This is a genomic window from Aquirufa sp. TARAVU-A1A, assembly GCF_054558675.1.
In genome coordinates this window covers 70,142-91,503 of sequence record NZ_JBPXKP010000007.1, presented here as the reverse complement: position 1 = coordinate 91,503, position 21,362 = coordinate 70,142, and the positions used below count along the sequence as shown (strand labels likewise).

Genomic DNA, 21,362 nt, shown 5'->3' with positions numbered 1-21,362 from the left:
TTTTAGTGGCGTAAAATTCGCAATTATTTGGCGAAATCAATCTCAATTCAATCAATTAATATGCATAGCATCAAAGACATTTACCTGATTCGCCATGGGGAAACCGACTACAACCGCATGGGGGTGGTTCAAGGAAGTGGAATAGATGCCGATTTGAATGCATTAGGCCAGCAACAAGCACAGGCATTTTTTGAACATTATCAGAGTTTACCTCTTGACAAAATATACACTTCGGCTTTAAAGCGTACTCATCAATCTGTACATGGTTTTATTGCGAAAGGATTGCCTTGGGAGCAACATGCAGGTCTGAATGAAATTTCCTGGGGAATTCGCGAAGGTCGCACACCGAACAATGACGATGACCAATATTATCGCAACCTCGTTCGCACATGGCGAGAGGGTCATGTGGATGTTCCTTCTGAAGAAGGGGAAAGTCCCATCGATGTGCTTGAAAAGCAAAAACCCGTCGTGGAATTAATCTTATCCAGACCCGAAGAACGCCATATTTTAATTGCCATGCACGGTCGGGCGATGCGCGTATTGCTTACCCACTTATTCGAAAAACCACTACATGACATGGACACCTTTGGCCATCAAAACCTGTGTCTATACCACTTGCAATACGATTACCAAACTCAGAAATTCAACGTCATCAAAGCGAATCATACAGCCCATTTAGCAGGCTTACCAGACTCCATGTAATCCATGAAAAGAAAGCGTCTGTATTGGCTATTACAATGTTTCGGCTGGTTTGCCTGGGCGCTGAACGAGGCATTGCTTTATACCAATCAGTATGGGTGGAAATGGGCTTGGGTATTTTCCTCGTTAGCCAATATCGCTTTAGCCATTTTTATTACCCATCAATATCGACGCATCACCAAACGGTTCCGCTGGCAGGATAAGAATTTGTGGCAGATGCTCCAACTTAATTTTCTGGCCCTCGTTTTGATGGCGCTGCTATTAATGGCGCTCAATATTCCATTAGACTATATTTTCCTACAAGAAAATTACGAAGTCAGTTTGAGCCCATTTATTTTGATTCAAATCTTTTTCAATTTTATCAAACCACTTGCGATTTGGGCACTGATCTATTTCTTCTTCCAATATTCGAATAAGCGCTTGGAAATGGAGCGGGAGAATGACCAACTGGAGCGTGCTATTTTGGAAACAGAGGGAAAAGTTTTGCGCGCCCAGATGAACCCCCATTTTGTTTTTAATGCCTTAAATAGTGTTCGCGCGTTGATCACCGAAGACCCACAAAAGGCAAAAAAAGGCATCAACCAATTATCAAAATTATTGCGAAGTTCTTTGTTGACCGAACGCAAAAAAACAATATCCTTGGCGGAGGAGCTAGAAACGATCACGGATTATTTATCCTTGGAAAAAATCCGTTACGAAGACCGCTTGGAGTGGAAAATAAGCATCGATCCCGCATGTGCGAAAGCGCAAATACCGCCCATGCTGCTACAGACCCTCGTGGAAAATGGAATCAAGCATGGTATTTCTCGATCCATGAAAGGTGGATTGATTGAATTATCAGCCCAAAGAACAGAAGACCTCATTCAAATTTTTGTCATCAACCCAGGACATCTCAAACCGAGCAAAGAAACAAGCGAGGGAGTTGGCCTGATCAATTCGCAAAATCGGCTACACTTATTATACGGCAAAACCGCTCAAATCGAACTTCAACCACTAAACAAAAATCAAGTATGTGCAATTGTGACATTGCCTTATCTTGAAGAAATTTAATACATATGAAAGCAATCATCGTAGACGACGAGCGTTTAGCGCGTAATGAACTGAAACGCTTATTGGAAAACTTTCCACACATTGAAGTCATCGCGGAGGCGGCAAATACCGACGAAGCTTCGGCTTTATTGGAAACGATGCAGCCTGATGTATTATTCCTCGACATTCAAATGCCCGGGAAAACAGGTTTTGAATGGTTGGAAAGTTGGGAAGGTTACCTGCCCGAAGTTATTTTCACAACGGCCTTTGATGAGTATGCGTTAAAAGCATTTGAGGTGAATGCGCTCGATTATGTATTAAAACCCATTGAACTTGCACGCTTAAGTGAAAGCATTCAGAAACTTGATAAGCGACAGATTCAACAAACTCGGACAATTGCATCACCCAATCATGTCTTGGGTGCCCAAGATCAAATATTCGTAAAAGACGGTGAACGTTGCTGGTTTGTTCGATTAGATCGTGTGCGTTTATGCGAATCCATGGGTAACTACGTCCGTTTATTTTTTGATGACCAAAAACCTTTGGTGCTAAAATCTTTAAATGCACTCGAGGAGCGTTTGGACCCTAAAGTATTCTTCCGAGCAAATCGCAAGCACATCATCAATTTGAACTACATTGATAAAATCGAACCGTGGTTTTCAGGAGGCCTACAAGTGACCTTGTCAGGGAAAGGAGAAAAAATAGAAATATCAAGACGCCAGTCGATCCGTTTTAAAGAATTACTCTCCCTTTGATCTTTTGGGCGCTTCCCCGAGTAGAAATCCATAAGGTGCTAAAGCGGGCACGTGGTCAAATATAACCTTGAGAATTGCAGTTAACGGTAAAGCCAAAATCAACCCTGGAATTCCCCAAATCATTTCGCCAGCTAATAAGGCTAACATGGCTACCATAGGATTGATGCTGACCTTGGATCCAATCACCAGCGGTGTAATGAAATTTGCTTCTACAAATTGAACGGCCGCCACCCATGCAATGACACCCAGCGCATAATTTGGCCCCAAACTTGCCAAAGTTAGGATAATCGGCAAGGCTGCACCTATCCAGATACCGATGTATGGAATCAACAACAAAATACCTGTTAAACAGCCAAAAAACATAAAATAATCTACACCTATCCACCAAAATCCCGCCACACAAAGCAAAGAGACAATCAGCATAACGGCTAACAAACCCACCAGATAACTTTGCACAACACTTCCCGTTTTTTGCATGATGCCATGCAAAACAGTTCGATCCGTTGTGGGAAATACGCGAGCTAAAAAATCAGCAAAAAACTGACGGTAATAGAGAAAGAAAAAGACAAAAATAGGAACAATAATCAGCGTTGTAATGCCGTGAATCACAGTCCCAAAGGTCGTTGTGATGATATCACCTGAGTTCTTTAATAGATTAATGGTCTGATTACTCACCTCCACCATTTGTTTTTTGCGAGAGATGTTTAGGTTATGTGACAAGAAACTTTGTAGCCCCGCAACCCATTTTTCTGCCTTTCGTATGAACATAGGCCAATCACTTGCAAACTCGGCAATTTGACCCACAAGCAATAAAAGAAGTAAGCCAATAAAGGCAAACATAATTAAGATACACAGGGAAATAGCTAAAGAGCGCGCAATGCCTTTTGTTTCTAACCAGCTACAAACCGGCAAGACTAGCATCGCTAAAATCATGGAGAATGAGAGAAGAATCAACAGATCTTGCAATAGATACAAGCCCAAAACAACGAGGGCAATGCTGATTAACACAGCGGCTAAACGAACGGGATATGCAGTATCTTTCGACATAATTCAATTAAATGTATTTCAAATTACGTAAAATTTAACAATTTAGTAACTTAGGCCTGTCTATCTTTGCGACATCATTTAACATCCAACGCGCTAAAACCATGAGTAAAACGCTAAATCAAGCGAAAATTTTATTGGTCGACGACGATCCGGATATCCTTGAGCTGTTGGAATACAATCTAGCGAAAGAAAATTACCAATTAACAAAGGCCTATGATGGCAAAGAAGCCCTAGAAATCGCACAGGTTTTCAAACCCGCACTGATCATCATGGACGTCATGATGCCCGTGATGGATGGAATCGAGACAGCTCGCAAAATGAAATTAATGCCCGAGTTGAAAAACACAATAATTTTGTTTTTAACCGCCCGCAGTGAGGAATTCACAGAAGTAGCCGCTTTCGATGCAGGAGCACACGATTACATCATCAAACCGATCAAACCGCGTGCATTAGTCAGTCGTATCAATGCCTTACTAAAGCGCGAAACAACCGAGGAAACACAAGATATCATTGAAATAGGCGGCTTAGTAATTAACCGCACCCAATATGCTGCGACATTTGAAGGTCGCGCGTTGATACTTCCCAAAAAAGAATTTGAACTACTCTCTTATTTAGCTAAAAACCCGAATAAAGTCTTCAATCGGGATGAATTATTAGAAAAAGTCTGGGGTGCTGACGTATATGTTGTTGAACGTACCGTTGATGTACACATCCGTAAATTGCGCGAAAAAATCCCGGAACATTACATCAAAACCTTGAAGGGAGTCGGGTATTTATTCTCGATTGAGAAGGCCTAAATTTCGTCATTCATCTTCCACGGAAAGTTGTACCATAGGTGCAATTCCTTGATCCTTAAAGTACTGGTAAACCGGAATCCAGTTTACAGAATCTGAAGACCTTGTATAAAAATTAGGTAGATTCTTATATACTCCCATACCTACGCGAGAAACTGCCGGACCTGATAGCTTAGTTTGTGGCATAAAATATAATACCACGGTCAATCCACCAGCAGGTATATTTATATTTTCTGAACCTAATTGATAGTCTTGCCATCCTGATTTTTGTCTCATCATTATCAATTCCCTAGTCTTGATCAACTGCTCAGGTAGCCGATTCTTACCAACAGTATAAAAAGCTAATCGGAAAACATAATTTGCCGGATAATTATCGGTAAAGCAAATAGATATCCGACTTATTTTTTTGAAAAACAATTCCTTCTGATTAAAGACAACTGCCAATTGAGACGGCTCAATAAGTCGTAATCCATTGAAATTCTTTCTTTTAGGCTTATCAGTCACATAACTACCCGAAGTTTTTTCAAATACCTGAACTTCATCTAATACGACATTTCTCAAACTGTCAACTTTCCCTTGAAGAAGTAAAGGGGTGATAGTTAATAGAAAAATGAATAATCGATTAATTAAAATTAGCCTGCGCATGGTCGTACTACTTGAATTATGGCAAAATCACCAACTTTGAATCCAAATATATATTCTTGGACCTTATAATAATATACACAATTTGATAAATCAGGTAAATGACTGTGGCTAACTTCTTGTGAGCCGCCACTTAAAGCGCAATCGGCAATACTTGATCCCCAAAAACGCCATGAAGGTTCAGTGCATATATTTTCTTCATATCCCCATAGAAACAAGGGCAAAAACATGAAAAGAATTAAAAAACTTAATTTAATGACAAATAATCGATGGTTGGTTTTCATATAATTAGATTTATTAGTGGTTAACAATAGTAAGAAATATTTATAGAAATGGATTAAGAAAAACTGATAATCTGCTTTCGTTTCATCCAATATTATAAATTATACTTTATATGTAAGAAGCATTTTTTCCGCATCCCAACACTTATTAGTAAATTGCGCCTTCATGACTAGTTGGCGAATCCTTTTCTGTTTATTGTTTAGTTTCACCTTGCTCGCGCAATATCCCAAACGCGAACTTCGCGGCGTATGGATTGCCACCGTTCAAAACATCGATTGGCCTAGTCCCCGGAATTATAATGCCATTAAACAGCAAGAAGAATTTCTTGATATCCTGAATTCACATCAGCAAACTGGCATTAATGCGCTTTTTGTCCAAGTTCGTACCGCAGCTGATGCGCTCTATGCCAAAAGTGACGAGCCCTGGTCGAGCTATTTATCCGGCCTACAAGGACAAGCTCCCAAGCCAAATTACGACCCTTTGGCATTTATGATTCAGGAATCTCATGCGCGCGGCATCGAATTTCATGCTTGGTTGAACATGAACCGAGCAAGCATGTCTACCAAGAATTTGTTGGCTGCGAATCACATCGTCAGACAACATCCCGAATGGATGGTTATTTATAACAACCAGCATTTATTCAATTTCGGAATTCCCGCAGTACGCCATTACATTACGCAAGTGGTCAAAAACATGGTGCAAGAATACGATGTGGATGGCATACATTTCGATGACTATTTCTACCCTTATCCAATCAAAGGAGCTCATTTCAATGATGATGAGGCTTATATACAATACAAATTGCCGAATGAAAGTTTAGCCGACTGGCGCCGTCGGAATATTAATTTATTGATTGAAGAGATTGCCAAGACCATAAAATCAGTAAACCCACGGGTAAAATTTGGCATTAGCCCATTTGGCATTTGGCGACATAAAAGTTCAGATCCGGAATATGGTTCGCCAACGAGTCGGGGATTGCAATCCTACGATGACCTGTTTGCCGACACAGAAAAATGGACTAAATCGGGTTGGTTGGATTATTTAGCGCCTCAATTATATTGGGGCACGACGCATCGGGTGGCCACATTTGGGCCCTTAGCGAAATGGTGGAGTGAGCATGGTTATGGGAAACCCGTGTACATTGGACACGCCGCATACCACCTCAATGACCAGTGGAATGCAGCCGAATTATCGAAACAATTAACACAAGCGCGCAGTTTAGATCAGGTGAAAGGGTCTATCTTTTTTAGTTCGAGTCAATTAACGAATAATGCCAAAGGTTGGCGTGACACGTTACGGAACTCACATTTCAAACACATGGCATTAGTTCCTCCGATGCCCTGGATTGATAGCATTCCTCCCACCGCACCGCATAAAGTTTCTTTATCGAAGCAATCGGGAAAATGGACGATGCGCTGGCAAGCAGGCGAACCTAGTCTTGACAAAGACCCAGCCGCCTATTATGTCGTTTATCGGATTCATCGGACTGAGGGAATTCGTGGCATTCAAAACGCAGCAAACATTATTTACAAAGGACAAAAAACAGAATATTTGATTGACCCATCTGAAATGCAATCCGGCCACGGATTTGTTGTAACGGCATTTGATCGCTTACACAACGAATCACCTGCTGGGACAATTCAATGGATCGTTCCTAATTCCAATTAATATGAGCTTACGATTTTTACATTTAACTGTCAAAGACATCACGGAGGAAACACCGGATACGAAAACCATTCATTTTTGGCATCCCATCCACGACACCTTGCATTATTTGGCAGGCCAATTTTTAACGGTCATTCCCAACATCGCTGGCGAAAAACCGCGCAGAAGTTATTCGCTTTCTTCTTCTCCAGCAACGGATATGTCACCTGCAATTACCGTAAAACGCATTTCAGGAGGATTGGTTTCTAATTTTCTATGCGACAATGTGAAGGTCGGAGATAGTCTCGAAGTGATCGAACCCATGGGGAATTTTGTGATTGAGCCAGATGCGGATGCCGCCAAAAACTATGTGTTTGTAGGGGCTGGATCAGGGGTTACGCCGCTGATGTCCATGATCAAAACGCTTTTGCACAAAGAACCTAAATCAAAAATTCACTTGATTTATGGATCGCGCCATGAAGATCAAATCATCTTTAAAAAACAATTGGATGTTTTAGAGAATGATTATGCTGACCGATTTACGGTTTTACATGTGATCAGCCAACCAGCAGCCAATTGGCCCGGGTTAAAAGGGCGAATTAATCAGGCCTCTACGGTATATTATTTGAAACAAGAATTAGGCATTGACATCGCCAAGGCACATTATTATTTGTGCGGACCGCTTGATATGATGGAAGAAGTACAAAAAGCCTTGGGGATTTTCGAAGTGCCAAGTAGCCAAATTCATAAAGAGCTATTCAATACCGCACCTTCGGTGGAAACTGCGGCGTCCGACAACGATGTGGCTCGTGAAATCACGTTGATCTACGAAGGCAAAGAACATCAGGTGACGGTTCAGCCACATGAAACGATTTTAGAAGCAGCACTTGAGGCAGATTTAGACATTCCGTATTCATGCCAAGCGGGGATGTGCACGGCTTGCATGGGTCTATGTAAATCAGGTAACGTCGTAATGGATGAAGAAGATGGTTTGACTGCTGGAGAAATTGCTAAAGGTTATGTGCTGACTTGTGTCGCACATCCAAAAAGCGATGGAGTGGTGATTGACCTCGATTAATTTATCAGTTTTCAGGGGCGCAAGCCCCTTTTTTCTTACTACCTTTGGCAAACCTTGGAGGATTGCCAAAGGTAAGTGATGATACCCAAAGGTAAGGTGGAATTAAAAATCCCGGGGATCCCAAGCCACCCGCGTATTATCATACAAAACAGCCAACCGAGCCATATCTTCGGCATCCAAAGCAAAATCAAAGACTTCCGCATTTTCAATCATCCGCTCCGGATTGATCGACTTGGGTATCGTGACGGCACCTTGTTCAATGACCCAACGAATCAAAATTTGATAGGTTGATTTTGACCATTTTCGTGCAATGCCAACCAAAACCGGATGTTCTTTTTTCAATCCACGAACCACCGGCGCATAGCCCTCCACTTGAATATTATTTTGCTTGCAAAAAGCGAGCTCCTCCGGCAAATAACAGAACGGACTAAGCTCAATCTGATTCACCGCCGGACAAACATGCGCATAAACAAATAATTCCTCTAAATGCTTTTGGTAATAATTCGACACTCCGATGGAATGTACAACGCCTTGTTCATGTAGCGATTCCAGAGCCTTCCACGTTTCTTTGCGATGCTGATCTTTCGGCCAATGAATCAAATACAAATCCAAATAATCTAAAGCCAAATCCTTCAAGGACTTCTCAAAAGCGCGCATCGTGGAATCATATCCCATGTCATCCATCCACACTTTGCTCGTCACAAATAATTCCTTGCGAGAAACTCCGCCTTGATTTAAAGCCTGTCCTACTTCAATTTCATTCCCATAAATTGCCGCAGCATCAAATAGTCGATAGCCAACAGATAAAGCAGCTTCCACCGCTTGTCCTACTTCCTGCTTCTGTTCTGGGGCGTAAACCCCCAAGCCCAAAGTCGGCATCGATTTCCCATTATTTAATTGAACGGATGGTATTTGTAGATTCATATCGCTAAAATTAGATTTAAAGCTAGCCAAATTTGATGTATTTTTACAAAAAATTAAGCACATGACCCGACAAGTATCCGCCCAAAACATCCAACGAAAATTTCTTGCACAAGACTTTCAATTAAGCACATGGGAAAGCGTTTTGCCTTATTTCGAACAACTCAGCGAAACGAAAATTAATTCCTTAGCGGACCTCATTCAGTTTTGCGAAAACCGGTCTGAACTGGAAAGTTATTTGTCGGAGAACTTCGCCTGGCGTTATATCAAAATGTCCTGTGACAATCAAAATGAGGCGCACCAACAAAGCTATCAGCAATTTGTCAATGAGATCATGCCGAATGCATCGGTTTTCGATGATGCTTGGAATAAGAAAGTAACCGAGAGCCCATTCGTTTCGGAACTTCCTGAAACAGGTTATGCGGTTATGTTGCGCGGCATGAAGAAATCCATCGAGATTTTTCGGGAAGAAAACATTCCCCTATTTACGGAATTACAAAACCTGCAAACACAATATGGAGCGGCAACAGGCTCTTTAATGGTGGAAATTGATGGAGAAGAAAAAACACTCCAACAAGCCAATGCTTATTTAGAATCGACCGATCGCGCCAAACGACAAGATGTGTACAAAAAAGTATCGGACGCGCGTTTAGCCATCCAAGAAAAATTGGATGCCTTATTCACGCAATTAGTTGAAAAACGAAATCAAGTAGCGCTGAACGCAGACTTCGCAAATTACCGAGATTATGCCTTTGCGAGCCTTGGACGCTTTGATTACAGCCCAGCGGATTGCTTTGAATTTCATGCAGCAGTAGCTAATACCGTTGTTCCGATCATCAACAAACAAGCCGAAAAACGCAAAAAAACCTTAGGACTCGAGGCCTTGAAACCTTGGGACAAGTCGGTGGATGTACTCGGCCGCAAGCCCTTGAAACCCTTTGAAACGGGACAGGAACTATTAGATAAAACAATTCAGGTCTTCGAAAATATCGATCCATTTTTAAGCGATTGCTTGAAGGAAATGGTAAAATTAGATCGCTTTGATTTAGACTCGCGGAAAGGTAAAAATCCAGGTGGATATAATTATCCGTTGGAAGAAAGCGGATTTCCTTTCATTTTCATGAATGCGGCAGGCCAGGTGCGCGACATGGTGACCTTGCTCCACGAAGGCGGACACGCAGTACATTCGATTTTGACGAAAGATTTGGCCTTGAATGCCTTCCGCAATTTCCCATCAGAAGTCGCAGAACTCGCATCCATGAGCATGGAATTAATCACCATGGATCAGTGGGATCAATATTTTCAAGATCCAAAAGATGCCAAGCGAGCAAAAATTAAGCATTTGGAAGACATACTCGATACATTGCCGTGGGTGGCAACGATAGATGCCTTCCAACATTGGATCTATGAAAATCCAACACATAGCAATGAAGAACGTAGTGAGGCCTGGGATCGCATCTTTTCGACATTCTCGGATTCTATTACGGATTGGTCGGGGAACGAACAAGTAAAAGCGAAGCTTTGGCAGAAGCAATTACATTTATTTGAAGTGCCCTTTTACTACATCGAATATGCGATTGCACAGTTAGGCGCGTTAGCGGTTTGGCGTAATTATTGCCAAAATCCGAACCAGGCATTGAATCAATATTTAGATGCCTTGAGTTTGGGATATACAAAACCCATGAAAGAAATCTACGCCACGGCAGGCATTTCCTTCAACTTTAGCCAAAGCTATATCGCTGAGCTCATGGATTTTCTAGTCGAAAAAATTAATCAATTAGAAGAAAGCTAATTTTTTTAAACCAAAAATTGGCCTTATTTTTGCAACGTATTTTTGTCCAACAAGAACAATGAAATTAAAAAATCTACTTCCAATTGTTGCCCTTGCATTCGTAGCTACGGCATGTGATTACCAAAAGAACAACCGCATCAAACAAAAAGATGTGCATGCAGGTGATGAATACGTTTATGGCGTTCATCCGGATTCAGCAGCTGTTCAGACGAAAAATACGTATACTGCGAAACCAGAATTAGAAGTTCGTGCCAATGCAATTCGTGAGAAATTATTCCAAGGAAAAGAAATCTCGAAAGGGAACTAATAACCAATATAAATTGAAGAGAGAGCCATCCGTCATGACGGATGGCTTTTTTTATGCCCCTATTTGATTAATAAATCTCGGAGGAAGGTCAATTGGTAAAACATGACTGTAAATACCACGGCCCAAAAAATCCCGGAAATGGCCATGAAAAACAACACGCGCGGGGTGGGAACCTTGAATGATAAAGCTAATAAGCTTCCACCAATCGGCGTGAAAAGCAAAGGTGTCATCACAGCAATTCCTTTGATACCAAAACGCTGCCAAACACGAACGGCATAACGTGCGCGGCCTGAAAATAATTTGGGTTTTTGAACGCGAAGTCGGGCAATTTGCTGAACGATAAAGCGCCCCATCGTCAACATGATCGTCACCGTGGTCATCATCCCCACCCAGGTACAAAGGATGGTTTCGATTATCGAAAGCCCTAAACCAAAACCAGTCAAAGGTCCCGCGACAAATTTAATCGACGATGCGGCCATAACCGCAAAATAGGCTCCCCATTGCATTAGTTGGCCGCTTGATAAATGGCTAGTCCTTGATCTAAAAAGGATACGAAATGATTAATATCCGCATCAAATGCAACTGGCTTGACCATCGGTGCGGCATCCTTGCGTGGGTCCAACAAAACATAATGCGGCTGGGCATTCGAATTAAAACGAGCGATTTGAAAATCGAGGTTTTGATCCCCTAAGGTTTTCTTTTCTTGCCCGTCCACTTTGGAAACGAACCATTGATCCGCAGGTAACTCAGTCTTGTCATCACAGTAGAGCGCAACGACAACGTATTTTTCCTGCAAGCGTTTTAATACCTGCGGGTCCGACCACACATTCTCTTCCATTTTCCGACAGTTCACACAGCCATGACCGGTAAAATCGATGAATAAAGGTTTATTGACTTTCAGCGCATAGGCTTTGGCTTCTTCAAAATCAAAGAACCCTTGTAAGCCCAAAGGCAATGTTAGAAAATCTGCATATTTCTTTTGGCCTTGATCTGTTTTCACAGGTACTGCGATACTTGCTTCAGAACCCTTAAAATCTTGCGAACTCAATGGAGGCAACCATCCTGATAGTCCTTTTAATGGAGCACCAAACATGCCAGGAATTAAATAAATCACAAATGCTAAAACAGCCGTAGCGAACAAGGTGCGCGGTACGGATAAGTTTTTGGCCGGCCCATCATGCGGCAAGGAAATCTTCCCGAATAAATACAAAGTCAAGGCTGTAAATACCGCAATCCAGATCGCTAAGAAAATCTCACGATCTAATAAATGCCAGTGGTAAACCTGATCCGCTACACTTAAAAATTTAAAGGCTAGGGCAATTTCTAAGAAGCCCAACACAACCTTTACCTCATTCATCCAATTACCCGATTTAGGCAAAGATTTCATGAAACCAGGGAAGACAGCAAACAAGGTAAATGGAATCGCGAAGGCTAGGGAAAAGCCCAACATCCCAATGATCGGTTTCAAGAAAACCCCTTGCGATGCAGCAATAAGAATGGATCCTGCCAAAGGTCCCGTACAAGAAAAAGACACCAAAACTAGCGTAAAAGCCATAAAAAAGACACCCATCAATCCGCCTTTATCCGATTTGGCATCCACCGAATTCACCAAGCCAGAAGGCAAGACGATTTCGAAAGCACCCAAGAAAGAGATCCCGAAAAACACGAAAATAACGAAGAACAGGAGATTCGGAATCCAGTGGGTACTCAAGAAGTTCGCAAAACTAGCCCCCGCAAAAAATGCGAGTATCGTTCCAAAAAAGACATAAATCAATACAATGAATAGCCCGTATAGAAATGCAAGACGCTTTCCACCTTGTTTCTTCGTGAAGAAACTCACGGTCATCGGAATCAAAGGATAAACACAAGGGGTCAATAGAGCGAGTAAGCCAGCGCCTAATGCCACGAAAAAGAATTCGATAAGACCACCACCGGCTACATCAGAGGCTTTTTTTTTTGATTCCTCCGTAGCTGAAATCTTGAAATTCCCTTTGATTGGTACACAAAGTCCGCTTTCATTTGAGCAGGTTTGGGAATCATAAGACCCATCAATTACCCAATTCTCTGAGGTAATTTTAACTTTTTGTCGAAATTCTCCTTGCTCCGTGAAATACGTATAGGTCCCTCCCCAAATTTCTTTATCCTCTTTACTATGTGGGTTAATCGCTTTCAAAGGCCCAACTGCCTCGACACCCAAACCCGGTTTTAACGAAATCGTTGTCACAACAGGTCCTAATTCCTTATCAAAATCCGATGAATATAAATACCAACCTTTGTCGATCGAAACCTTAAATATCAACTCCGCCTCTTGGCCAACAGTAGGTTGTGCGGGAGATAATGTCCAAGACCATTTTGCCGGTGTGATTTTTTGACCGAATAGTTGAACTGAAAAGATCAGAAACAGGGCTAGGAATTTTAATTTCATTTCTTGAAAAATTAATGCCTTCAAAATTACGCTTTTTTGTTGGGATACAAACCTCCTTTTTGTCGACAGAGTTCCCGCAATTAGCGTTTTTCTATTCAGATAAAAAAACGTAATTTTACACCCTTAAAATACGTAATCAAGAACATCTTATATTCATGGCTGCTAGCACATTCCCTACCCAACGAGACAACGAAATTTTTTCACTGATTAGTCAAGAGGCTCACCGACAAGAATTCGGGATTGAGTTAATTGCTTCTGAGAACTTTACATCCCCACAGGTGATGGAAGCGCAAGGAAGTGTTTTGACAAATAAATATGCGGAAGGACTTCCAGGGAAGCGTTATTATGGTGGTTGCGAAGTAGTAGATGAGGTTGAAACCTTGGCTATTGAGCGTGCGAAAAAATTGTTCGGAGCTACGTGGGCAAACGTACAACCACACTCAGGTGCACAAGCGAATGCTGCTGTTTTTCTTTCGTTTTTAAATCCAGGCGATAAAATTTTGGGATTTGACTTATCACATGGCGGTCACTTATCGCACGGTTCTCCAGTGAATTTCTCTGGAAAATACTTTCAAGCATTTTTCTACGGTGTAGAAAAAGAAACTGGTTTAATCGACTGGGATAAAGTAGAAGCAACTGCTGTAAAAGAAAAACCAAGATTGATCATTTGTGGTGCATCTGCTTACTCGCGTGATTGGGATTATGCCCGTTTACGCGCGATTGCTGATCAAGTAGGTGCCATCTTATTAGCCGATATTTCACACCCTTCGGCATTAATCGCGAAAGGATTGTTGAACAACCCGATGCAACATTGCCATATCGTTACGACTACAACTCACAAAACATTGCGTGGACCACGTGGTGGTTTGATCATGATGGGCAATGATTTTGAAAACCCATTTGGTTTCAAAACATTGAAAGGTGATTTGAAATTAATGTCGGCTTGTTTAGACGGCGCCGTATTCCCAGGAACACAAGGTGGACCATTAGAGCACGTAATTGCTGCCAAAGCAATCGCTTTTGGGGAAGCATTAACGCCTACATTCGAAACCTATGCAAAGCAAGTGCAATCGAATGCGCAAGCGATGGCGAAGGCATTTTTGGCAAAAGGATACGATATCATTTCAGGAGGAACAGACAATCATTTAATGTTGATCGACTTACGTCCAAAAGGCTTAAGCGGTAAATTGGCTGAAAATACGTTGATCCAAGCAGATATCACTATTAATAAGAACATGGTACCCTTCGATGACAAATCTCCATTTGTGACATCGGGTATGCGTGTGGGTACAGCAGCGATGACGACGCGTGGCTTGAAAGAAGCGGACATGTCTCAAATCGTTGAGATGGTGGACAAGGCTTTGATGAACCACGATAACGAGGCTGTATTAAAAACAATCAAAGGAGAAGTAAACGAATGGGTGAAACAATTCCCATTATATCTATAATAAACGAAAATGGCATTAGATCAAGATTGGGACGATGAATTAGACGAGGAGAAGGATGGGACTGAAATGTCCTTTCTCGATCACCTGGAGGAATTGCGCTGGCACATCATCCGGTCCATCGCTTCTATCTTGATTTTTACCATTGCTGCCTGGATATTCCGAAACGAAATCTTCGGAATCATCATCATGGGACCTACCAAAGTGGATTTTTGGACGAATCAAGTCCTTTGCCGCTTAGCAGATGTTACTGGGATGACGAGTCTTTGCATGCAGCAAGCTGACTTTATCTTGCAGTCTAGAGAAGTTTCAGGCCAATTCATGATGGCCTTGACGCAATCGATTATTGTGGGATTGATGTTCGCGTTTCCGTATGCATTTTACGAGGTTTGGCGCTTCATTCGTCCAGGTCTTAAATCCAAAGAATTAAAAGCGGCACGGGGTGCGGTTTTCTGGGTATCTATGTTGTTCTTCATCGGTGTATCGTTCGGATACTTCGTGGTGGCACCCATGGCGATCAATTTCTTGGCTAATTTCAAATTGGACCCGTCCATCCAAAATCAATTTGACATCAACGATTACATCTCGTTATTGTCGATGTTGACACTCGCTTGTGGCTTAACATTCCAATTACCCATGATTGCATTCGTGTTATCGCAAGTGGGTATTTTGACGCCCTCATTCATGCGTGAATACCGCAAGCATGCTTTGATCGTCATCTTGTTAGTGGCAGCGATTATTACGCCATCACCGGATGTGATTTCCCAATTGCTGGTCGCATTTCCTCTTTTCGGATTATACGAAATCAGCATCATCGTTTCGGGCCGCGTATTACGCAGAAAAATGCGTGAAGAGGCTGCAGAAGCAAACGACTAAAACCATATGAATTATCTATCGGCGGAGAATATTTCGCGAAATCTTGGCGAACGCTGGGTGTTTAAAAACCTGTTTTTCGGCTTGCAGAAAGGCGAAAAAGTAGCGCTCATCGGAAAAAACGGAACGGGTAAAACAACTCTGATGGAATCCATCATGGGCATGCAATCCCCCGACGAAGGTAAGATTACCATCCGCAAGGGAATCCGAGTAGGTTATCTGCCGCAAAACCCCATTTTTGCCGAGAATGAACGTGTCTTGAATTATCTGTTTTCGGATGATCTACCAAGCGCCGTAGCGATTAAAGCTTACGAAAAAGCCATGCTATCCGGCGATCCACAAGAATTAGAAGACTCCTTCGCCTTGATGGAGGCAAATAATGCCTGGGATTACGAGGCAAGAGCCAAACAAATCATTACCCGATTGGGGATTCCGGATGGAGACCAACAAGTCTCTACGCTTTCAGGGGGACAAAAGAAACGCCTTTCTTTGGCGAAATTATTGATCGAAAGTCCGGATATTATGATTCTGGATGAGCCGACCAACCACTTGGACATTGAGACCATCGAATGGTTAGAAGGTATTTTATCTGGACCTAATGTGACTGTTTTAGTCGTATCCCACGACCGCTATTTCTTGGATAAGGTTTGTAACAAAATGATGGAACTTGCAAACGGTTCGATCTATACCTACGAAGGAAATTACGGCTATTTCTTGGAGAAAAAAGCGGAGCGTGAGGCATCCGAAGCGAGTACCGTAGCGAAAGCGAAAAACCTTTACCGAAAGGAATTGGAATGGATGCGTCGCCAACCGAAAGCGCGTGGTACCAAATCCCAATCTCGCATCGATGCATTCGCCGAAACAGAAGAAGTTGCCCACCGTAAAGTGGATGACAGCAAATTGGAATTGAATATTCAAATGTCCCGTTTGGGAAATAAAATCATTGAAATCAACCACCTGAAAAAGGCCTGGGGCGAGAAGAAAATCGTCAATGATTTCACGTATACATTTAAGAAAAAAGATCGTATTGGGATTGTGGGTAAAAATGGTGCTGGAAAAACAACCTTCTTGCAATTATTGACCGGATTAGAGCAACCTGATTCAGGAACGATTGATCCGGGTGAAACTTTGGTCATCGGTTACTATACGCAGTTACCTTTCGAATTCAAGCCGGAACAACGCGTCATCGATACGATTACGGAGATTGCGGAGGTCATTCCTTATGGCAAGAATGAGTCCCTTACTCCTAGTCAGTTCTTGAGTAAGTTTTTGTTCCCAACGGCCCAGCAATACACCCCTGTGGCGAAGCTATCCGGTGGCGAGAAAAAGCGTTTGCAATTGATGCAGGTCTTGGTAAAGAATCCGAATTTCTTGATTCTGGATGAGCCTACAAATGATTTGGACTTAGATACGCTTCAGTTACTCGAAGACTTCTTGAGTGAGTTCCAAGGTTGCCTATTACTTGTTTCGCACGATCGTTACTTCATGGATAATTTGGTAGACCAATTGATCTTGGTGGAAGGCGAAGGCGAAGTGAATTTCTTTAATGGGAACTATACGGATTACCGCATTTCCTTAGAGAACAAGGAGAAGGAACCGGCACCCGTTGTAAAAGCTGCACCCGTAGAGGCACCTGTTGTATCCGTACAAAAAGGGGCTAAATTGAGTTTCAAGGAACTGAAAGAATTTGAAGATTTGGAGAAAGAAATGGCCAAATTGGAAGCTGCAAAAGAAGCTTTGATTGAAAAACTCAATGGAGGCTCAGAGGATTTTCAGTTATTGGCCAACTGGGCGAAAGAAATTGAAATATTAAAGAATACCTTAGAAGAAAAAGAATTACGCTGGTTAGAACTATCTGAAAGAGCATAAAACGATGGATCCATTAGAAGGCAAAACGCTTAAGTTTATTATCGAATATTTGGTTGACAAATATGGCTGGGAAGGCCTTGCGAGTCGCATACGAATCAATTGCTTCGCACATGAACCCAGTGTTAATTCGAGCCTAACCTTTTTACGCAAAACCGACTGGGCCAGAAAGAAGGTCGAAAATTTATACATCAAAGCCATCCGCATGGATGAGCATCCTCCGAAATAAAAAAAGAAGCCCCGTTTGGGGCTTCTTTCGTTTGGTACTTGTCCCCTAGGCTAAGGCCTAGGGTTACATAGTTTTCTGAATCTAAATTTATAACCCCAGGTTTAAACCTGGGGGCGATTAAAATTAGTTCTCAAAGAAGAACTCTTTCAACGCATATAATGGTTTATCACCAGCGCCAGGATTGACAAATACAAAGTACAAATCATTCACGCCTGTAACCTCAACGGGCATAGCTGTTTGACCTGCTTTTTGAATATCAATGCTACCCGCAAGTTTACCGGTTGGGCTACCTAAGTGCAACTCAAGCTTACCACCAGCCGTTTGACCTGGTAAAACAAACGCACTTACGTTGATATTTTTGATGCCTGTTAAATCGATTTGATTGAAAGATGCGTAACCTTGATCACCCGTCGCAACCAAAATTTCGCCCAAACCATCCACTTTCGTTTTCATTGTTTTCGCATTGGCATCACAAGAACCCGCAGCTACTTTGGCATCGCGCAAGGTCACTACTTTTTGTCCTGTTGCAGGAGCCATTTTTCCATTTCCTTTATCCGTGTAAGATGCAGAGAAAATAAACGTTCCTGGCTTACCCTTATCAGATGTCACATAGGCCCCTTTAACTGGTTGGGAAGCTTTCTTCTTATCCGAAAGACCTAAGATATAAATAACCATTTCACGCGCATCAGCTTTCGAAACTTGCGGATGGGCAGCCATTACTTGCTCGCCCCAAACACCGCCTCCGCCACTAATGACTTTCTTCGAAAGCTCATCAATGTTCTGTGAACTCGCACGGTATTTCTTCGCGATTTCATTGTATGCTGGTCCAATCGATTTCTTTTCCAATGCATGGCATGTCTTACAATCCGACAAATCAATTAAACGCTTTCCATTCGAGAACGTCGTATTGCTCTTATGACCTTGTTCAATGATTGTTTTGTCATAACCTTCCAAATAGTTGATATTTAACACAACATCTTCTTCCGCAATTTTATTGCTTGCCAAAGAACCATCTTCTTTATCATCAACGGATACTTGGTATTTCACCGATTTATCGTTCCAATAGAAGCTCTTATTCCCTTCGATTTGAACATCCACTTTCGGCACATCATTACCTACTTTGATACGTAACGAAGCTGTATTTGAATTTCCTTTGTTGTCTTTTACTTTCAAGACTACATTGTAAACACCCGCCTTCGTATAGGTATATGAAGGATTCGCGGAAGAACTTGTTTGGCCATTACCAAAATTCCACTGATACGTGATCGGATCTTTATCAAAATCTAGCGTTCCTTCCGATGAGAATTTCACTTGCATCGGAGCTGCACCTTCTTTTTTGCTTGCAGAAGCTACGACTTTAGGCGTACGATTGCCTGCATTGTATTCCAATTTGAACAACACAGCCTCTTCGTTTTGTGCGAACCAGTTTGGACCATATTCCAAACCATAGATAGCTCCATCTTTCGAGAACGTAAAGTCCATCGGATGTGAGAAGGTAGTTCCAGGCAAGAAACGCTCCATACTCAAATAATCGCCATTTGGCTTCATGCTCACGGTATAAACCATGTCACGTGCCCAATCGTAGGCGAATAACTTGCCATCGTAGTAGTTTGGCAATTTAACCTTTGAGTCCTTTGGATAGTCAGCGCTGTAGTAAACGCCACCTGCCATCGCATTACGAGAGCCTTTACCCATCACTGGGAATTCAGGAGATTCCCCATAAGGATAGTAAATAAACGCCTTTTGTGCTGCTGGCAAATGGGCTAAACCTGTATTGTGTGGCGAGTCATTTACAGGAGCCTTCGGGTTGAACTTAGCCCAAGTGCTGTCTTTCGCAAAATCACGTTGGTTGTAAGGGCGGTTGTCGGCCACGAATAAAGGCCAACCGAAATACCCAGCTTCGCGCGCTTGATTTACTTCATCATGACCTTTAGAACCGTATTTAGGCGAGTCTTCACCAGCATCTGGACCTACTTCACCCCAGTACAAGAAACCATTGTGTTGGTCTACCGCAATCCGATAAGGGTTACGATTTCCCATGACATAAATTTCAGGTTTTGTGTGGTATAATCCTTTTGGAAATAAATTCCCTTCAGGAATGGTGTATTTACCATCATCCGTAGGCTTAATACGTAAGATTTTTCCACGGTAATCATTGGTGTTCGAAGATGTTGCGCGTGCATCCCAACCGGCACGCTTGTCACGATTGTCCATCGGACCGTATCCATTCGAATCGAAAGGATTCGTATCATCACCTGTTGATAAATATAAATTACCAGTTTTATCCCAAGCGATCGAACCTCCAGTATGGCAACATCCGTCGCGCTTCACAGGAACACGCAATAACACTTTTTCGCTGTCCATTACTAAAGTATCCTTCAAGTCGTCGTAAACAAAACGCGAAAGGTGCTGCGCTGTATCTGCTTGCCCGGTTTGAGGAGAATAGTATAAGTAAATCCAGTGGTTTTTATTGTAGTTGGGATCCACATTCACCCCCATTAAACCATATTCAAATTTCGAGAACACGTTTAGGTCCGCAACGATTTTCGTTTTCCCTTTCTTAGGGTCAAACATCTTCAATTTACCTTTACGCTCAGCAAAGAAAATTTTCCCTCCATCTGTCAAAGCCAATTCGGTAGGCTCATCTAAATTTTTGTCTAAAATCGTTTTGGTAAAACGGTTGTCTTCAGGAAGTGGTCCTGTGCGCAATGGCTTGTTGTAATTAATTGCAGGTCCTGAAGCTGCCCATTGAAGACCTCCCCAAATATGTTGCAATACTAAAGGCTCATCAAATGTCTCATGCGTATGACCCCAGTTGGTGTAAAATGACCGACCGCCATCAAACTCGTGATACCAGGCCATTGGGTGATAATCCCCCATTTTGCCATCTTTATAAGACTTTTCATCTAAGGTAATTAAGACCTTAACATCCTTGTTGAAGTTTTTAAAATCGTAGAATTCATCCGTACGATCAAAGGTCGTAGGCATGTGAGCCGTTGAGATATGTGACTTATCTACCGCAGTGAAAGTACCCTTTTGAACATTCGGGCGACCTGGATGTGAAGCGAATTGTCCACCAGCTAATTTCGTATACCAAGGCCAATCATATTCCGTATCCGTCGCAGCATGTACCCCAAAATAGGCGCCACCTGCTTGAATATAGCGTTCGAAAGCGTTTTGTTGTTGTTCGTTTAACACATTACCTGTTGTGCTCATGAAAACAACAACCCGGTAATTTTTCAAGTTCTTTTCCGTAAACATGGCTGGGTTTTCAGTGGTATCCACGGAGAAGCCTTTTTCTTTGGCCATTTTAAACAAGGCAATTTGACCTGGTTTAATCGAACTATGGCGAAATCCTTTGGTAAGTGAGAAGACCAAAACCTTTTGGCCTTTTAATGGGTTAGCCTCTTGTGCGAAGGCAATTGTGATTGATGTTATGCTTATGATTACGGCAAACATTACTCGGCCTAAACCGAACAAATTCTTTTTCATAGTTGATAATTTTAACAATAGGTCTTGCAAGATAGCCTAAAT

The 21,362-nt window shown here is 42.2% G+C and carries 19 protein-coding genes; 12 read left to right on the top strand and 7 right to left on the bottom strand.

Translation table 11 applies throughout. The annotated features are described in order from the left end of the window. Positions 1-60 precede the first annotated feature (60 nt). From V7S75_RS10430 to V7S75_RS10420, 3 genes are read left to right on the top strand one after another with little or no spacing between them, the layout of a single operon-like run. Complete coding sequence (locus tag V7S75_RS10430; protein WP_459513692.1) at positions 61-702, top strand: histidine phosphatase family protein; 642 nt, start codon at positions 61-63, stop codon at positions 700-702. Between the two features lie 3 nt (positions 703-705). Further along, on the top strand, positions 706-1,749 hold the full coding sequence (locus tag V7S75_RS10425; RefSeq protein WP_459513690.1) for a sensor histidine kinase: 1,044 nt from the start codon (positions 706-708) through the stop codon (positions 1,747-1,749). Between the two features lie 5 nt (positions 1,750-1,754). Further along, positions 1,755-2,483, top strand: a complete 729-nt coding sequence (locus V7S75_RS10420; RefSeq protein ID WP_459513688.1) for a LytR/AlgR family response regulator transcription factor — start codon at positions 1,755-1,757, stop codon at positions 2,481-2,483. On the opposite strand, the gene V7S75_RS10415 is transcribed toward V7S75_RS10420, so the two are convergent. After that, positions 2,469-3,530: an AI-2E family transporter gene (locus tag V7S75_RS10415; protein ID WP_459513686.1), complete on the bottom strand. Its 1,062-nt coding sequence runs from the start codon at positions 3,528-3,530 to the stop codon at positions 2,469-2,471. The two genes, V7S75_RS10420 and V7S75_RS10415, sit on opposite strands and share 15 nt — an antisense overlap. A 101-nt stretch (positions 3,531-3,631) precedes the next feature. On the opposite strand from V7S75_RS10415, the gene V7S75_RS10410 reads away from it, so the two are divergent. Beyond that, positions 3,632-4,327 (top strand): response regulator transcription factor, encoded by a 696-nt coding sequence (locus V7S75_RS10410; protein WP_459513685.1) that lies wholly within the window; start codon positions 3,632-3,634, stop codon positions 4,325-4,327. Between the two features lie 6 nt (positions 4,328-4,333). On the opposite strand, the gene V7S75_RS10405 is transcribed toward V7S75_RS10410, so the two are convergent. Together V7S75_RS10405 and V7S75_RS10400 are read right to left on the bottom strand one after the other, a co-directional pair. Further along, entirely contained in the window at positions 4,334-4,969 is a 636-nt protein-coding gene (locus V7S75_RS10405) for a hypothetical protein (protein ID WP_459513683.1), read from the bottom strand. Continuing rightward, on the bottom strand, positions 4,957-5,250 hold the full coding sequence (locus V7S75_RS10400) for a hypothetical protein (protein ID WP_459513681.1): 294 nt from the start codon (positions 5,248-5,250) through the stop codon (positions 4,957-4,959). The genes V7S75_RS10405 and V7S75_RS10400 overlap by 13 nt, the downstream gene beginning before the upstream one ends. A 163-nt stretch (positions 5,251-5,413) precedes the next feature. On the opposite strand from V7S75_RS10400, the gene V7S75_RS10395 reads away from it, so the two are divergent. Both V7S75_RS10395 and V7S75_RS10390 read left to right on the top strand, forming a co-directional pair. Then, entirely contained in the window at positions 5,414-6,916 is a 1,503-nt protein-coding gene (locus V7S75_RS10395) for a glycoside hydrolase family 10 protein (RefSeq protein WP_459513679.1), read from the top strand. Between the two features lies 1 nt (position 6,917). Further along, on the top strand, positions 6,918-7,970 hold the full coding sequence (locus tag V7S75_RS10390) for a 2Fe-2S iron-sulfur cluster-binding protein (RefSeq protein WP_459513677.1): 1,053 nt from the start codon (positions 6,918-6,920) through the stop codon (positions 7,968-7,970). 102 nt (positions 7,971-8,072) lie between these two features. Here the strand turns inward: V7S75_RS10390 and V7S75_RS10385 are convergent, their stop codons facing one another. Beyond that, positions 8,073-8,894, bottom strand: a complete 822-nt coding sequence (locus V7S75_RS10385) for an aldo/keto reductase (RefSeq protein WP_459513676.1) — start codon at positions 8,892-8,894, stop codon at positions 8,073-8,075. A gap of 61 nt (positions 8,895-8,955) precedes the next feature. On the opposite strand from V7S75_RS10385, the gene V7S75_RS10380 reads away from it, so the two are divergent. Both V7S75_RS10380 and V7S75_RS10375 read left to right on the top strand, forming a co-directional pair. Beyond that, positions 8,956-10,683 carry a M3 family oligoendopeptidase gene (locus V7S75_RS10380; protein WP_459513674.1) on the top strand — a complete coding sequence of 576 codons (1,728 nt, stop codon included), beginning with the start codon at positions 8,956-8,958 and terminating at the stop codon, positions 10,681-10,683. Positions 10,684-10,741: 58 nt separating this feature from the next. After that, positions 10,742-10,990, top strand: a complete 249-nt coding sequence (locus V7S75_RS10375) for a hypothetical protein (protein ID WP_459513672.1) — start codon at positions 10,742-10,744, stop codon at positions 10,988-10,990. A gap of 59 nt (positions 10,991-11,049) precedes the next feature. On the opposite strand, the gene V7S75_RS10370 is transcribed toward V7S75_RS10375, so the two are convergent. Together V7S75_RS10370 and V7S75_RS10365 are read right to left on the bottom strand one after the other, a co-directional pair. Beyond that, positions 11,050-11,496, bottom strand: coding sequence for a hypothetical protein (locus V7S75_RS10370; RefSeq protein WP_459513670.1), 447 nt, complete (start codon positions 11,494-11,496; stop codon positions 11,050-11,052). Then, on the bottom strand, positions 11,496-13,415 hold the full coding sequence (locus V7S75_RS10365) for a protein-disulfide reductase DsbD family protein (protein ID WP_459513668.1): 1,920 nt from the start codon (positions 13,413-13,415) through the stop codon (positions 11,496-11,498). Before V7S75_RS10365 ends, V7S75_RS10370 begins: the two co-directional genes overlap by 1 nt. A 155-nt stretch (positions 13,416-13,570) precedes the next feature. On the opposite strand from V7S75_RS10365, the gene V7S75_RS10360 reads away from it, so the two are divergent. The 4 genes from V7S75_RS10360 to V7S75_RS10345 are packed head-to-tail and all read left to right on the top strand — an operon-like array spanning position 13,571 to position 17,828. Next, a complete protein-coding gene (locus V7S75_RS10360; RefSeq protein WP_459513666.1) occupies positions 13,571-14,863 on the top strand; it encodes a serine hydroxymethyltransferase in 1,293 nt (430 codons plus the stop codon). A gap of 9 nt (positions 14,864-14,872) precedes the next feature. After that, complete coding sequence (tatC, locus tag V7S75_RS10355) at positions 14,873-15,736, top strand: twin-arginine translocase subunit TatC (protein ID WP_459513664.1); 864 nt, start codon at positions 14,873-14,875, stop codon at positions 15,734-15,736. 6 nt (positions 15,737-15,742) lie between these two features. Further along, on the top strand, positions 15,743-17,602 hold the full coding sequence (locus tag V7S75_RS10350) for an ABC-F family ATP-binding cassette domain-containing protein (protein ID WP_459513662.1): 1,860 nt from the start codon (positions 15,743-15,745) through the stop codon (positions 17,600-17,602). 4 nt (positions 17,603-17,606) lie between these two features. Continuing rightward, positions 17,607-17,828 (top strand): VF530 family protein, encoded by a 222-nt coding sequence (locus V7S75_RS10345; protein WP_377976670.1) that lies wholly within the window; start codon positions 17,607-17,609, stop codon positions 17,826-17,828. A gap of 123 nt (positions 17,829-17,951) precedes the next feature. Here the strand turns inward: V7S75_RS10345 and V7S75_RS10340 are convergent, their stop codons facing one another. Then, the gene (locus V7S75_RS10340) at positions 17,952-21,320 is read right to left on the bottom strand and encodes a ThuA domain-containing protein (protein ID WP_459513659.1); all 3,369 of its coding nucleotides are present in this window, start codon (positions 21,318-21,320) and stop codon (positions 17,952-17,954) included. Between the last annotated feature and the right edge of the window lie 42 nt (positions 21,321-21,362).